The organism is Mesorhizobium sp. M1169 (assembly GCF_040318345.1).
Taxonomy (GTDB): Bacteria; Pseudomonadota; Alphaproteobacteria; order Rhizobiales; family Rhizobiaceae; genus Mesorhizobium.
The window spans coordinates 35,341-49,957 of record NZ_JAMYME010000022.1 but is presented as its reverse complement, the minus strand read 5'-3'; the positions used below and the strand labels follow the sequence as shown (position 1 = coordinate 49,957).

The following is a 14,617-nucleotide window of genomic DNA, read 5'->3' as shown; positions in this document are numbered from 1 at the left end:
CTGGGAGGAATAATGACTTTACACGCAACGGTGGAGGCCAAGGCCTCTGAGCGAGTTATTTTCAACAATGCGAAGATTCTCGACGGAACCGGCACCCCGCCCTTTGGCGGGCAGGTTCTGATCGAAGGCAATCGCATCGCTGCCGTGGTGCGCGATGCCCAGATCACCGCAGGTGGAGCGCGCACCCTCGACTGCCGGGGAGCGACCGTGATGCCCGGCTTGATCGACGCGCACCTGCATCTCTCGTGGAACAATGCCCCAGGCATCGATCCCATCCAGATGATGGAGGTGGAAGAGCACATGCTGGTCACCATGGAGATGGCCAAGCTGGTGCTCGATGCCGGTTTCACTGCCGGGCGCGGCGCGGCGGCTGCGAAGCCGAGGCTCGATGTCGTGGCCAAGCGATTCATCGCAGAAGGAAGGTTTCCGGGGCCGCGCTATCTGGCTGCCGGCCCCGAGATCACCACGGTAGGAGGACTAGGCGACTCCGCTCCTTCACACATCCCGCACGAGGGCTTGAACCTCGGCCTCGTCATATCCGGGCCGGAGGAGATGCGCCGGACCGTGCGCAAACTGATCAAGTTCGGCGTCGACAGCATCAAGCTGAACCTTTCTGGAGAGGCAATTACCGGGACGGGCGCGGAGGAAACGCCGATGGCAGAAGAAGAGATCGCAATGGCGGTAGCCGAAGCACGCCGACGCGGCAAGGTCCTGTCCGCGCATGCACGTTCGTCCGAATCCGTGAAGCAGTGCGTCCGTCATGGCATCGACAACATCTATCACGCCTCGTTCGCCGACGAGGCGGCGCTCGACATGCTGGAAGCCGCGAAAGACCGGCATTTCGTGGCGCCGGGCGTGGCCTGGTTGTTCAACACCGCTCGCGAGGCAGGGCCATGGGGAATCGAGCCAGGGTCGAGGGTGGCTGACGAGTACGAGCGCGAACTCGCAAGCTGCGCCGACACGATGCGGCTGATGCATAAGCGCGGCATCCGTATCTGCATCGGCGGCGATTACGGCTTCGCCTGGACCCCGCAGGGCACCAATGCGCGAGACATCGAGCACTTCGTCAATCTGTTCGGCTTTACGCCGATGGAGGCGATCGTGGCCGCCACGAAATACGGCGGCGAGATCATGGGAATGGGCCATGAACTGGGCCTTATCCGAGAAGGCTATTTGGCCGATCTTCTTGTTGTCCACGGCGATCCGCTGGCGGACGTCCGCTTGCTTCAGGACAAGACGCGCCTTGTTGCAATCATGCAGGACGGCCGCTTCCACAAAATGCCCGACCTGTCACGCATGGGAGCGGTGCAATGATCCGCCTTTTCCTTGGCGCGATCGTGCTGGTCCTTCTGATCGCGACACCCGTTTGGCTGGCGGTCGCGGTCTGGCCGGATTGGCTCAACGCCATACTCATCTCCAAGAAGGCGTTCCTCAGCGCAATCCTCAATGGCGTGACGCTGGCGGGACTCTATTTTCTCGTCGCCAGCGGCTTCACGCTCATTTTTGGGCTGATGCGCAATGTGAACCTCGCGCACGGCTCCCTTTTTCTGCTTGGCTCTTATGTCGGCTACGAAGTCGTTGACAGGACCGGTTCCTGGCTCGCGGGACTTGCCGCAGGCTTCGCGGCACTGGCAGCGATCGGGGTGGGCCTGCAGATAGCTGTTTTCCGCAACCTCGAGGGCGACGACATGCGCCAGACTCTGGTCAGCATCGGCGTCTCGGTGATCGCGGCTGATCTGATGCTCTCGATCTGGGGCGGAGCAACCTATCAGATCCCCATCCCCGATCTGCTCGCCGCCAACGTGCGGCTGCCCTTCGTGACTGCAATCCGTTCCGACGGCTCGAACGTCTATCTCGCCTACCCGGTCCTGCGCCTTACCGCGCTGGCAATCGCCGTCGTGGCGGGCATCGCACTATGGTCGATGCTGAAATTCAGCCGCGTTGGCATGATGGTGCGCGCCGGGGTCGACGACAAGGCTATGCTCGACGCGAGCGGCGTCAACGTGCATCGCCTGTTCGCTGTGGTTTTCGCCTTTGGCGCCGGACTTGCGGGATTGGCTGGCGTCGTCGGCGGCTCAGTCCTTTCTGTCTCTCCAGGTGAGGACGTCCGCTACCTGCTCGTTTCACTGGTCGTCGTTATTGTCGGCGGCATGGGCTCGATCCCTGGTGCCGCGATCGGCGCACTGCTGATCGGCCTCGCTGAGCAGATCAGCCTCGTCTACATGCCGACATATGGCATTGTCCTGATCTTCCTCATCATGATGGCGACGCTCGCGGTGCGGCCGCGCGGCCTTATGGGGCTCGCACGGTGATCGCGTCGATCCTCTCCAACTTTGGCGGTTCGCGAACGCCGAATAAGTCCATGGTCGGCCACGCTTGCGTTGCGACCATCCTCCTCGTCCTGCCGCTCTGGAGCTCCGACTTCGTCCTCAGCCAGATCGCAGCTTATGCCGCGATCCTCGGACTGCTTGCACTCTCGCTGACGATCCTGGGCGGCTATGGTGGCATGGTGAGCCTCGCACAGGTAAGCTTCGCCGGCGCAGCCGGCTATGCGGTGGCGATCCTCGGCACCAACGCAAGCGGAATTCACGGCTTCGGCTGGCCACTCTGGCTGGTTCTGCCCTGCGCGATTGGCCTTTCCACAACCTTTGCCGCCGCAGTCGGATGGATGTCGATCCGTACGGAAGGCATTTACACAATCATGATCACCCTCGCCACGGCGATGGCTGCCTTCTACCTGTGTCAGCAGGACTACAGCCTGTTCAACGGTCATTCCGGTTTTTCGGGCATCCCCAAGCCGGCCGTGTTGGGATTAGACCTGAACGACCCCGCAGTGTTCTACTACCTGTGCGCAGCAGTCGGGGCTGTCGGCTATGCGGCAGTTCTTTACGGCGAGCGATCGCATTTCGGGCTCGCACTGCAAGCTATCCGCGACAATCCAAGGCGCATGCGCGCGCTGGGCTTCAATGTCACGGCCCACAAGCTTGTGGCCTGGGCAATTTCAGGGTCCCTCGCGGGCGTCGCAGGCGTCCTACTCGCCTGGCATAACGGCAGAATTTCACCGGCCACCATTGGCGTCGACGCGGCCATCGAAATCCTCGTCATCGCCGTCATCGGGGGCCTGCGCCATCCGGCGGGAGCCTTTCTCGGCGCTCTTCTTGTCGTGCTGATCCAGACTTTTGCCGTCGATCTGGTGGGACGAGATCATTTCAATGCACTGATCGGGGCCGTTTTCCTGGTCGTCATCTACACCTCACCGGATGGTCTGCTCGGTTATCGCGACCCAATCCGGAAAGCACTACGGCGCTCGATGCCTGCCGTATTCCACGCTCTGGGTTCAATGGCATCAAAAGGGAGGAACGTATGAACATCATCAGGAAGTTGGGTTTTGCATTGGCTCTCGCGGGCGTGCCTGCCACCCTCGACAGTGCGATGGCTGAGGATGGGACAATCAGCATTGGCGTAGTCTCGATATTCGAGGGCCCATTCACCGTCCAGGGCCAGGACACCCTGCGTGGAGTCGAGGTCGCGGTGAAGGAGTTTGGTGGCACCGTTGCCGGCAAGAAGATCAAGCTGGTCGTCGGTTCGTCCGATTCCACGCCAGACTCGGCAGTCCGAGCCACGCGTAAACTCGTCGAACAGGATGGTGTGGACTTCGTTATTGGTCCGCTGTCCGGGGATGAGGGAATCGCGGTTAAAAACTACGCGGCGACTAAGCCCAACGTGACATTCCTGAACGGAACGTCGGGCGCCCAAGAAACCACAATGCGCGATCCCGCGCCAAACTTCTTCCGTTTTGGAACCGACGGCGCGCAGTGGATGGCGGGTCTCGGCCGCTACGCCTACGACAACAAGGGATACAGGAAAGTGGCCGTTGTCGCGGAGGACTATTCGTTTCCCTACACGCAGGTCTTCGGCTTCATGTCCGAATTTTGTGCAGCTGGTGGCAAGGTCCCCGAGAAATTCTGGGTACCAATCGGAACGAAGGATTACTCTTCCGTCATCGCCGCGATGCCTGACGATATCGACGCTGTCTTCGTTGACTTGGGCGGGGCGGATTCGGTCAATTTCCTCACCCAATACTTGCAGTCCGGCGGGTCTGCGCCGCTTGTCGGCGGCACTGTCACTGTCGATCAGACCGTCCTGACCGCCAAGGGCCGCATTCGCGACGTGCTTATCGGAACGCCGTCTGCCGGCCCACTTGCGGACAGCCTCGACACCCCCGCATGGAACGCCTTCGTAACAGCCTACAAAGCGCAGCCCGACGCCTTTCCAACGCCGTCTCTTTTCGCCCACGGCTACTACCTAAACGCCAAGGCGCTGTTGCTTGCCCTCGACAAGATCGGCGGCGAACCGGGCGACGGTGGGGCAAAGCTTCGGTCGGAACTTGCGCGGACAACATTTGACGGGCCGACGGGTTGGGTCTCGCTCGATGAAAACCGCAACGCGATCGCCGACATTTTCCTAACGGAGGTCGCCGAAAACCAAGACGGCACACTCTACAACAAGCTGGTGAAAGTGGTTCCCCAGGTCAATCAAAAGCTCGGCTTTACGCCAGAGGCCTTCGCGGCGTTCGGTGCGGTAAGCCGAGAGAACCCGAGTTGCCAATGACACTGCTCGGACTCGACTCTCTTTTGGCGAGCAATACCGATTATGCAGTGGAGGCGGCGGCTGATGTCGCCCCATTTGCACTCGAACTCGATGGCGTAGGGCGTCGATTCGGTGCGCTTTCAGCAGTCACGGATGTGAATATGCGGATCCAGCCGGGAGAGCGCCGCGCGATCCTTGGCTCGAACGGAGCCGGGAAGACGACGCTGCTCAACCTGATTTCGGGCGACCTGGTCGCCACGGACGGAACGATCGACTTTTTTGGATTTACAACGCGGCATCTGCCGACGCAGGAGCGCATCCGCCTGGGGATGCGCCGCACATACCAGATCTCTGAGCTCTTCGACCGACTAAGCGTCGAGGACACGGTCTACCTTGCGGTGCTCGGCGTTGACGGCAAGCGGTTCAGCCTGCGACGTCCGAAGCGGGACGACGCAGCCATGCAGCGGGCGCGAGCGTTGGTGGATTTCGTGCAGTTGGACGCGGTGCGCCATTATTGCGCGGGACAGCTCAGCCATGGCGAGCGCCGCCAACTCGAAGTAGCAATGGCATTGGTCGGGACGCCCCGATTGATCCTCTTCGACGAGCCGGCGGCGGGGCTTTCGCCGGTGGAGCGGGCTGATCTGGCCGCGATACTGGAATCTTTGCCTCGAACAGTCGGATTTCTGATCATCGAGCACGATCTCGATGTCGCGCTGCGGGTTTCCGACCGGGTGACCATGATGCACAACGGCCGCGTCTTCGCCGAAGGTACGCCTCAGGAGATTCAGAACGATAGTCGCGTTCAGGAGCTCTATCTTGGTGGCCGCCATGCATAGCGCAACCGCGTTTGCGATCGAAAAGCTTGATGTGTTCTACGGTAGATCACACGCCCTGCAGGAGATCACGCTGAATCACGGCGGCGGCATCCTGGCCGTCGTCGGTCGAAACGGAATGGGCAAGACTACACTGTGCAATGCGATCGCAGGTCTGCTTAGCCCAGCGCGCGGATTGATAAGCCTCGGCGGCCGAACGCTGTCGGGTATGTCCCCCCACCGCATCGCGAGAGCTGGCATCGGCTACGTGCCACAAGGACGCCGATTGTGGCCGAGCCTGACGGTCGACGAGCACCTCCGAATGGTTGAAGGCACGATCGGAGGCGGGAACTGGACCGCCGCTCGTATCTATGACGCCTTTCCGAGGCTCGCGGAGCGTCGCCACAACGGAGGGTCGCAACTCTCCGGCGGCGAGCAGCAGATGCTTGCCATCGGACGGGCGCTTCTTTGCAATCCTTCTCTGCTGGTCATGGACGAGCCTACCGAGGGCCTCGCACCCGTAATAGTCGATCACGTCGGGCTACTGCTTGAGAAGATTGTCCGGGACGACGGCGTAAGTGTTCTGCTGATCGAACAAAATCTGCCTTTTGCTTTGTCGCTCGCAGACCGCGTAGCGATCATGATCAACGGGCGCATAGACAGCATCCATGCCGCTTCCGCCCTCACAGAGGACGCCGAACTCGCACGCCAACTCATCGGCCTCAGCGGCGCATCCGCCAACGCATCTCGCAATTGAGACTGCCTGATAAGCAGCCGGGCTCTGAGCGGGCTATCCGTGGCCAATTCGAATAAGCGGGATCGCGAAGGAGGACAGAACTTGGCTCTTGTCTACGTGTCAACAGCGGATCGCGATGAAGCGCGGCGAACGTTGCGTCGACCGGGAGCGTCCATCATTTCCGGCGGGACGTTGCTGCTGCGCCGACTGAATGAGGGCGATACGTCGCTTGAAACGATTGTGCGGTATAGAGACGCCTCCCAACGCGCGATCGAAACGCGTGGCGGGACGGTCCGCGTCGGTGCAGCGGTGACGATGGCGGAAATTGCTGCGCGGCCAGATCTTGGCGGCCTGGCCTGTGCCGCCCGGGAAGTAGGCGGCCCCGCCGTTCGCGCGGCGGCGACCGTGGGCGGCAATCTTTTCGCGCCATTTCCCTTTGGCGATTTGATTCCTGTCTTGCTGGTTCTCGAAGCCGAGATCGAAACCCTTGAGGGCGAAATCATACCTTTGCGCCAGTTCACGGCTGAGCGCGCACAGTTCAGTCTCGACCGCCGCATTGTTGTTGCTGTGCGTTTTGACCGTATTGAGGGGACGCGCGAGTTGTACCGCAAGGTCACCAGGGTCCGACCGCATGGCGCACCCGTTTTGGTGGTCGCCTCCTGGTCGCGGATGGTCGGAGGCGTCATCGAAGATATCCGGGTTGCTGCGGGAGCGCTGGGACTGGTGGCGCAACGCCTAAGAGATGTGGAGCGTCGGCTGGTCGGCATTGCGCCAACGGCTCAAGCTATAGCTGAGGCGACCGCCGACATAGCTGAGATCGATCCGCTTTCCGACGCCATCGCAAGCGCCTGGTATCGACGGAAAGTTCTGCCGGTCCACCTCGGCCGGCTGCTGAGCGGATTGGGAGAGCAGGCATGAAGTCGCCGGTGCAGTTGCAACACAACGGACGCGAAGCTGCGGGTTTTGTAGAGAGCGGTGCGACGCTCCTGCGATTTCTGCGCGAGGTGCTAGGAGATTTGACACCCAAGGCTGGGTGCCATCAGGGGACGTGCGGCACCTGTACGGTCTTGGTGGATGGCGTACCCCGGCTTTCCTGCATAACCCTTGCAGAAGACTGTGGCGGCTCCATCGTCGAAACCGTTGCTGGTCTTTCCAGGGATGGCACTCTCGATCCGCTCCAGCAGTCGATCCTGGACGGCTTTGCGGCCCAGTGCGGTTTCTGTACGCCGGGCATGATCATGGCGGCAAAAGCCCTGCTGCGGGAGAAGCCGCAGCCGAACCGGGACGATATCATCGAAGCCCTTAGCGGAAACATTTGCCGCTGCACTGGCTACGAGCCGATCATCGCGGCGGTACTGGCGGCGTCGGGGCGGACTCAAACAAATACGGCGGAGGCAGGCTGATGGAAATCCGCAAGGCATATTTCGCCGACGAACGGAATGACGACCTCAAGGAGATTGGCCAATCGCGCCAGAGGTCCGACGCACCGGGCCATGTTCGAGGAATCACCCCGTTCTACGCGGACCGAATACTGTCCGATCTGCAGCACCTGCGTATGGTGCGAAGCCCTCATCACCATGCCCGCATCCGTAGCATCGACACCTCTGCGGCCGAGCGGCATCCGGGTGTCCGCCGCGTCATTACGGCAGCGGAAGTTCCTCACAACATCTATACCGTGCTCAGCCTCATCAACGTCGGCCCGGAGGATGAGCCGGTGCTAGCGTTCGACAAGGTTCGCTGGCAGGGCGAGCCGGTCGTCGCCGTAGTCGCGGAGAGCGAGCGCGCCGCTTATGAGGCTGCCGCGCTTGTAAAGGTGGACTATGAGATGTTGCAGCCGGTGTTTGACGTGGAGGAGGCGCTGGCCCCCGGGGCGCCCTTAGTCAACGAGTATCACGGTCAGAACTACTACCGCTACGACAGCGGCGACGGGCGCAGGGTCGTGCTCGGCGACGTCGAAGCTGCATTTTCTGCCGCCGACTTCATCCTGGAAGCACGCTACGATTCTAACCCAATCGAGCAGGCGCCCACCGAAACGACCGGCTGTATCGTGGTGCCCGACCAGAATGAGCGCTACACCTGCTATTCCGGCACGCAGGCGGTGTTCTTCACGCTCGACAATGCGTCGATCATCCTGGACGTACCTGGCCACCGCTTGCATTTCGTGGGCGGGACCGTCGGAGGGGGGTTCGGCGGCAAAGTCGACTGCACCGTCGAGCCGATTGCACTTTTGGCTGCAATGCTGACGGGAAAGCCGGTGGCGTTCATCTACAATCGCTACGAGGAGATGCAGATCTCCTCGCCACGCGCCGCTGAGCGGATCTTCATCAAGGATGGGGTGATGAAAGACGGACGTATCGTGGCACGACAAGTTCGCTGCCTGATCGACGCCGGCGCCTATTCGAGGCACTCGCCATACGGAACGCAAAAGGCCGCGGCACATTTTCCGGGGCCGTACACGATCCCCAATGTTCTGATCCATTGCCAATGCGTCTACACCAACCGCACTCCGTCGAGCGCGATGCGCGGATTCGGCGTGACGATCGGTGATTTTGCTCTGGAGGTGCAGATGGACAAACTCGCCCGCATGATCGGCATGGACCCGTTGGAATTCCGCTTCATCAACGCCTACCGCGACGGCGACATGAAGGCGCATCATCAACCGACCGAAGGCGCAGCGTTGATCGAATGCCTCCAGGAGGCGTCGATCAGCTTCAATTGGCCGGTGGCAGACCGCTACCTCCAAATGTCTTCACGCGAGAGGCGGGAGGTCTGACATGGCTCCGCTTAGGGGACGCGGCGTTGCCGCCGTAAACTATCCGACCGGTATGAACCTCGGTGGAGATCCGACCCAGGCACTGGTCTTCTCGTCGCCGAGCGGAAACTTCATGCTGTCCTTGTCGAGCGTCGACCTAGGGCAGGGGATGAAGTCGATCACCGCGCAAATCTGCGCGGAGACCTTGGGCGTGCCTACGGAGAGGGTAACCGTCGATACCGCCGACAGCGATACCGGGCCCCATTGCATGGGCACATTCGCGTCGCGGGGAACCCACCGGGCTGGAAACGCGGTGATCGCTGCGGCGCGGGAGGCCAGGCAGGTGATGCTTGAGGTCGCGGCGGAAATACTAGAGGTCGACGCCGGTGACCTAGAGACCGACGGTTCCGGCGATGTGCGCGTCGCCGGCGCGCCATCGCGGTCGGTCTCCATATCGGAGATTGCGCGAGTCGCCCACTTCGAGCAGGGGCGTTCGATATCCGGCCGCGGCATCTTCCTGGTGCCGCGCTCTTATCCCGATGCCGCAACCGGCGCGATGAAGCCTGCGACGTGCTACGCGCATGCGTGTACGGTTGCGGAAGTCGAAGTAGATGACGAAACAGGCGAGGTGGCGGTGCTCGCGCTGCGGAACGTCTATGAGGTTGGCCGTGCGCTCAACCCGCGAATGGTGGAACAGCAACTCGTCGGCGGAGCATGGATGGGCGTCGGTCACGCCCTCTATGAAACGACGGAGCCATACTACCCGGCACGCGATCACGCGGCGACCGACTTCACGCAGTATCTCATGCCCGGTACTGGGGATCTGGCCGAGACTGACGTGATTGTTTTGGAGCGCCCGGCACCCGACGGGCCCTACGGTGGCAAGGGCCCTGGCGAAATGTGCGCCAATGCGCCGATACCGGCGATTGCCAATGCCATTTTCGACGCCGTTGGAGCGCGAGTGGATTCGATGCCGTTCACGCCCGAAAAGGTGCTGCGCGCCATCCTCGCCATACGAGGATGATTGCCATGCCTCTCGATCTCCGCGCGCTGACTGTGTCCGGTCTGCAGTCCGCCTTTGTCGACGCCGGCTATCTGACTGGCGATGAACTCGCGACCTCGCTCTTCCTTGCCTTGAGCATGAAGAAACCCCTTCTTCTTGAGGGAGCGCCAGGCGTGGGAAAGACGGAAGCCGCACGCACGCTTGCGACAGTGCTGGGAAGAGAACTTGTGCGGCTCCAATGCTATGAAGGGATAAGCACTCAACAGGCGCTATACGAGTGGAACTATCCGCGACAGCTTCTGGCTCTGCGGCGCCCGGGGAAGGCTGTGAACCTCTATTCAGATGAGTTCCTTGACGAACGTCCGCTGCTCACGGTCCTGAAATCCCCGGAGCGCTATGTGCTGCTGATCGACGAAATCGACCGTGCGGATCATGAGTTCGAGGCCTTTCTCCTCGAATTCCTCTCCGACTTCCAGATATCGATTCCCGAGATCGGCACGCTAAAGGCGAAAGTTCCGCCGCCCGTCATCCTCACGTCCAACCGCACGCGTGCCCTTCACGAAGCCCTGCGGCGACGCTGCCTTTATCACTGGATTGATTACCCGGATGCCACGCGCGAGGCCGAGATTATTCGGCTGCGTGTGCCTGAAGCCGCGCCCGAGGCTTCGCGCGCGGTGGCGCGGGCCGTCCTTTCTCTGAGACAGCGCAAGGTGAGTAAGGCGCCAGGGATATCGGAGGCGATCGACTGGGCTCGGGCTGCCTCCTTGCTCCGCGGAGAGAAGGGAGACTGGCCGTTGGCCTTCCGCAAGACAATCGGCGCGGTGCTCAAGGATGGCGACGACCTTGCCGATCTCCGCGACGACTTGGATCACTTTCTGGCCGATGTCTGTGCCGAATAGTGCGGAGGTTGTCTCCTGGCGACTGGAGACTCTGCTTCCGGGATTCGGACCCTACCTTCGCGCGAGGGGGTTCGCAGCCACGCCAGACCAATCGGCGACGTTCCTGAGAGCGATTCCCTTACTTGATGTCGCGTGTCTCGATGATTTGCGACTGGCTGCCCGTATCGTCTTCGGGCCCGAACCCGCGAGGCGGGACGAGTTTGCGGCACATTTTGACAGATACTTCCAGCAGTTGACGGATCTGCGGCCCGGCGACGAGGTCGAAGCCGAAACTTCGAAGCTTTCGCTGGCCGCGGAACCTCCTCCGAACGAGGAATTGCATGACGATTCGTCCCGGAACGAGGCCGGCTCCGATGAGCAACTGGGCAGCCGGGCGTTCCCTGGGAGCAGCCTCGATCCCGAAGTGCTCAGGCCGCTTGTTTCTGCGCTGCCAGTAAGACGGTCGCACCGCTGGGTCCAAACCCGGGCGCGCGGCGAGGCGGCCAACGTCAGATCTTCGCTACGACAATGTGTGTACTTCGAGGGCGACGTGCCCTATCCCATGTGGCGTCGACGGCGTCAGATCGCGCGACAGGTGATCGTCCTGATCGACGTGTCCGGTTCGATGAAGAAGGCCACTCAAGACTACCTTCTTTTCGCCTATGGCCTCATGCGGCTCCACCCGGACGTATCGGTCTTCACCTTCGCTACCCGCCTGACTGAAGTCACCATTGCCTTAAGGAAGAACAGTGTGACGGCAGCGTTGTCGGAGGCTTCCGAGACCGTGCCCGATTGGGATGGCGGCACCAGCATAGGCCGTTGCGTGTCGGACCTTCTCGCACATCCCCATTGCGCGAACCGGACGCGCGGCGCCGTCGTTATAGTCATTTCCGATGGGCTGGAGCGTGGCGATGCCAACGAGTTGGTTCAGGCGTCGAAGCGGTTGGCGCTGCGTGCCCGGACGATTATCTGGGCGACGCCCCTCGCGGCAGATCCTGACTTCGCTCCCCGCACAAAGGCCATGGCAGCGCTTCTTCCTTATATTGACGCCCTTGGCGACGGCTCCGATGCACAGCGTCTTGCTTCTTTCGTCACCTGTGCACTGCAACCCGCCGGAATGAAATCATGTCGGAAATGACCATTGTGGATGCTCACCATCACATCTGGCGGCAGGCCGACCTGCCTTGGCTGAACGGCCCAATGATTCCGCGCATCTTTGGAGCCTATGAGCCGCTACGGAGGGATTATACGATCTATGAATATCGGGCTGACGCCGTGTCTGCGGGCGTTACAGCCTCCGTCTATGTCCAAACCAACTGGGCGCCTGCAGACGCGTCAGAAGAGGTAGCATGGGTTCAGGAGACGGCCGACCGCTTGGGATGGCCGCATGGTATCGTTGGCTTCGCCGATTTGGCGAGCGACGATCTGGGCGCCGTTCTAGCGGCCCACAAGAGATCGCCGCTGCTGCGTGGAATACGTCAGCAACTCCATTGGCACGACAATGAGTAATACCGTTTCGCGCCCAATCCGGCTCAGTTTCTCGAACCGAAGTGGCAGCCCGGGCTCGCCAAGCTGGGCCTACTCGATTTGCTGTTCGAGCTCCAAATCTTCGCCGGCCAGATGAAGGCTGCGGCGCGGATGATCGCCTCGTTCCCCGAGACCACCTTCGTATTGGAACATGCCGGCATGGCCGAGGATCAGACGGCGGCTGGCAAAGCCGCGTGGCGGGAAGGAATGGAGTTGCTGGCGGCACTTCCCAACGTCAACGTCAAGCTATCGGGTCTGGGGACGTTCCGGAGGCGCGCGCGGATCGACGAGATGCGGCCGTTGATTCTGGACACGATCGAGATGTTCGGAGCGGACAGGACGGTTTGGGGCTCGAATTTCCCGATCGAGAAGCTCTGGACGAGCTATGGCGATCTTGTCGCAATCGTGAAGGAGGCAATTGCACCTCTTTCATCGCAGGACCGGCGGAAAATCCTCGGCGAGACCGCGATTCGACTTTACCAGTTGAATGTCTGATCTTCGGCTCCCGCACCGGCATCGGCGCGGGAACCATTCCGGCATGTATCAGGCGTGGTAGGCTTTGACCCTTTGCCTTTGGCTGCCCAAGCCGGTTCCCCCTACGGTCATTTCATCAGTCGGTTTGAGGAAGATCTGCGGCTTGCGCCCCATTCCGACGCCGGGCGGCGTTCCGGTCGTGATTATGTCGCCCGGCTCAAGGACCATGAACTGCGATACGTAGGACAGCAGATGGTGAATGCCGAAGATCATGTTTTTGGTTGAGCCGGTCTGCATGCGTTGGCCGTTGACATCCAGCCAAAGGTCGATGCCCTGCGGGTCGGGGATTTCGTCGGGAGTGACGAGCCAGGGCCCCAGGGGGCCAAAGGTCGCTGCACTTTTGCCTTTAACCCACTGGCCATTGCGCTCGATCTGGAAGCTGCGTTCGGACACGTCGTTGCAGAGGCAGTAACCGGCTATGTGGCCAGGCGCTTCCGCTTCCGACACATAGGCTGCACGGGTCCCCACCACCAGCGCCAGTTCGACTTCCCAATCGCCTTTCGTCGAATTCCGCGGCAGGATCACGTCGTCATCTGGTCCCACGATGCAGTTCGGCGCCTTGTTAAAGAGGATCGGCTCCGACGGAATAGGAAGGTTGCTCTCCTTGGCATGGTCTTCGTAATTGAGCCCGATCGCAATGAAGTTTGAAGGGCGTCCGACACATGGCCCTATACGAGGATTCCCTTCTGCGAGAGGCAGGGTCTCGGGATCCAATGCGGCAATGCGATCGAGCGAAGACGGCGCCAGAGCCGCCCCGGCGATGTCCTGAACAATTCCTCCCAGATCGCGAATTCGCCCTTCCCGATCGAGGAGTCCGGGACGTTCGGCGCCGGCAGACCCGTAGCGAAGCATTTTCATGAATGTGTCTCCATTGTCATTCGTTTCTTGCTGGTAATCGCTTGCCGCATTGCGCGACGGTACTGCTTCGGCGCCACGCCAGTGTGCTGGCGGAAGAATCGTGAAAAATTCCCTTGGGCATCAAAGCCCAGGTCGCCGGCTAGCCGCGTGAGGTTGGTCCCCTGCTGCCTCATGTTCGAAATAGCGTGCTCGATGCGCAACGTGTTCCAGTATGTGCCTGGCGTGAGATCCATGTGGTCGCGGAACATCGAAAAGAAACGGGGCCGCGACATCCCGGCGTGACGCGCGATCTCGTTGAGCGAATACTCGCGAGCGATATCGGCCTGCATCAGGCGGATAGCCTTTGAAAGGCGAAAATCGAGCGGCGGTCTAACGTCAGCGCTGTCTTGTCCACCCTTCCCGGTGCCCAGCAAGCCGAGCAGCAGTGCTTCCATACGTACGTCGAGCTGGAGGCCGTCACCGGCGGCGAGGTCGCGCCCAATCGCGGCGGCAAGGGCCTGGTTCGTCCGGTCGAGCTTCAGTTCGACCGTGGTAAAACGGCTCATCGGATCGGCCTTATCGATAATGGTGCCCAGCCAGCGCCGATCGATATAGAAGGACAGCGTCTTTGCGCGGCCGCCTTGAGGGAGCGAGACGCTATGAGACACAAACGGCGCGATGAGGGTAGCCCGCTCTTGATCGAACCCGGCGCGTTTCGACGCGACACTCATCTCGACCGGGTCTCCTTCGAGCCAGACGCTTAGATTGGCCATCGAGTGCGCGTGCTCGGCCAGCGGCTCCGAAAGTTCCAGTACGCTGACGTGGCCGAACGAGCCGTAATGAAGTTTGTAGATCAAGGACACGGCTTCCTCCCAAAAGCGCGACCGATTGCTCCGCAATCAATCCATTCGTCTATTCTTGAGCGAGCGATCAATAATAGGATTGACT

General features: G+C 61.2%; 14 protein-coding genes and 1 pseudogene. 13 read left to right on the top strand and 2 right to left on the bottom strand.

The window, feature by feature from the left end; translation table 11 throughout:
* Window positions 1-30: 30 nt before the first annotated feature.
* From NKH41_RS20820 to NKH41_RS20760, 13 genes and pseudogenes are all read left to right on the top strand, one after another.
* Window positions 31-1,314, top strand: a complete 1,284-nt coding sequence (locus NKH41_RS20820; protein ID WP_352933633.1) for a metal-dependent hydrolase family protein — start codon at window positions 31-33, stop codon at window positions 1,312-1,314.
* Window positions 1,311-2,312 carry a branched-chain amino acid ABC transporter permease gene (locus NKH41_RS20815; RefSeq protein WP_352933630.1) on the top strand — a complete coding sequence of 334 codons (1,002 nt, stop codon included), beginning with the start codon at window positions 1,311-1,313 and terminating at the stop codon, window positions 2,310-2,312. The genes NKH41_RS20820 and NKH41_RS20815 overlap by 4 nt, the downstream gene beginning before the upstream one ends.
* Window positions 2,309-3,367 carry a branched-chain amino acid ABC transporter permease gene (locus NKH41_RS20810; RefSeq protein ID WP_352933627.1) on the top strand — a complete coding sequence of 353 codons (1,059 nt, stop codon included), beginning with the start codon at window positions 2,309-2,311 and terminating at the stop codon, window positions 3,365-3,367. The genes NKH41_RS20815 and NKH41_RS20810 overlap by 4 nt, the downstream gene beginning before the upstream one ends.
* Window positions 3,364-4,611, top strand: coding sequence for an ABC transporter substrate-binding protein (locus tag NKH41_RS20805; RefSeq protein WP_352933624.1), 1,248 nt, complete (start codon window positions 3,364-3,366; stop codon window positions 4,609-4,611). The genes NKH41_RS20810 and NKH41_RS20805 overlap by 4 nt, the downstream gene beginning before the upstream one ends.
* Window positions 4,608-5,426: an ABC transporter ATP-binding protein gene (locus NKH41_RS20800; protein ID WP_352933621.1), complete on the top strand. Its 819-nt coding sequence runs from the start codon at window positions 4,608-4,610 to the stop codon at window positions 5,424-5,426. The genes NKH41_RS20805 and NKH41_RS20800 overlap by 4 nt, the downstream gene beginning before the upstream one ends.
* A complete protein-coding gene (locus NKH41_RS20795; RefSeq protein ID WP_352933752.1) occupies window positions 5,410-6,159 on the top strand; it encodes an ABC transporter ATP-binding protein in 750 nt (249 codons plus the stop codon). Before NKH41_RS20800 ends, NKH41_RS20795 begins: the two co-directional genes overlap by 17 nt.
* A gap of 39 nt (window positions 6,160-6,198) precedes the next feature.
* Window positions 6,199-7,056, top strand: a complete 858-nt coding sequence (locus tag NKH41_RS20790; RefSeq protein ID WP_352933619.1) for an FAD binding domain-containing protein — start codon at window positions 6,199-6,201, stop codon at window positions 7,054-7,056.
* Window positions 7,053-7,541 carry a (2Fe-2S)-binding protein gene (locus NKH41_RS20785; RefSeq protein WP_352933616.1) on the top strand — a complete coding sequence of 163 codons (489 nt, stop codon included), beginning with the start codon at window positions 7,053-7,055 and terminating at the stop codon, window positions 7,539-7,541. Before NKH41_RS20790 ends, NKH41_RS20785 begins: the two co-directional genes overlap by 4 nt.
* On the top strand, window positions 7,541-8,911 hold the full coding sequence (locus NKH41_RS20780) for a xanthine dehydrogenase family protein molybdopterin-binding subunit (protein ID WP_352933613.1): 1,371 nt from the start codon (window positions 7,541-7,543) through the stop codon (window positions 8,909-8,911). Before NKH41_RS20785 ends, NKH41_RS20780 begins: the two co-directional genes overlap by 1 nt.
* A gap of 1 nt (window position 8,912) precedes the next feature.
* On the top strand, window positions 8,913-9,914 hold the full coding sequence (locus NKH41_RS20775) for a xanthine dehydrogenase family protein molybdopterin-binding subunit (RefSeq protein WP_352933610.1): 1,002 nt from the start codon (window positions 8,913-8,915) through the stop codon (window positions 9,912-9,914).
* 5 nt (window positions 9,915-9,919) lie between these two features.
* Window positions 9,920-10,792 carry an AAA family ATPase gene (locus tag NKH41_RS20770; protein ID WP_352933607.1) on the top strand — a complete coding sequence of 291 codons (873 nt, stop codon included), beginning with the start codon at window positions 9,920-9,922 and terminating at the stop codon, window positions 10,790-10,792.
* A complete protein-coding gene (locus NKH41_RS20765; protein WP_352933604.1) occupies window positions 10,725-11,909 on the top strand; it encodes a vWA domain-containing protein in 1,185 nt (394 codons plus the stop codon). Before NKH41_RS20770 ends, NKH41_RS20765 begins: the two co-directional genes overlap by 68 nt.
* Window positions 11,906-12,793: pseudogene (locus tag NKH41_RS20760) on the top strand (amidohydrolase family protein). Before NKH41_RS20765 ends, NKH41_RS20760 begins: the two are co-directional and overlap by 4 nt.
* A gap of 48 nt (window positions 12,794-12,841) precedes the next feature.
* Here NKH41_RS20760 and NKH41_RS20755 read toward each other — a convergent pair.
* Both NKH41_RS20755 and NKH41_RS20750 read right to left on the bottom strand, forming a co-directional pair.
* Entirely contained in the window at window positions 12,842-13,690 is an 849-nt protein-coding gene (locus NKH41_RS20755) for a fumarylacetoacetate hydrolase family protein (protein WP_352933601.1), read from the bottom strand.
* The gene (locus NKH41_RS20750) at window positions 13,687-14,526 is read right to left on the bottom strand and encodes a helix-turn-helix domain-containing protein (protein WP_352933598.1); all 840 of its coding nucleotides are present in this window, start codon (window positions 14,524-14,526) and stop codon (window positions 13,687-13,689) included. The genes NKH41_RS20755 and NKH41_RS20750 overlap by 4 nt, the downstream gene beginning before the upstream one ends.
* Window positions 14,527-14,617: the final 91 nt, after the last annotated feature.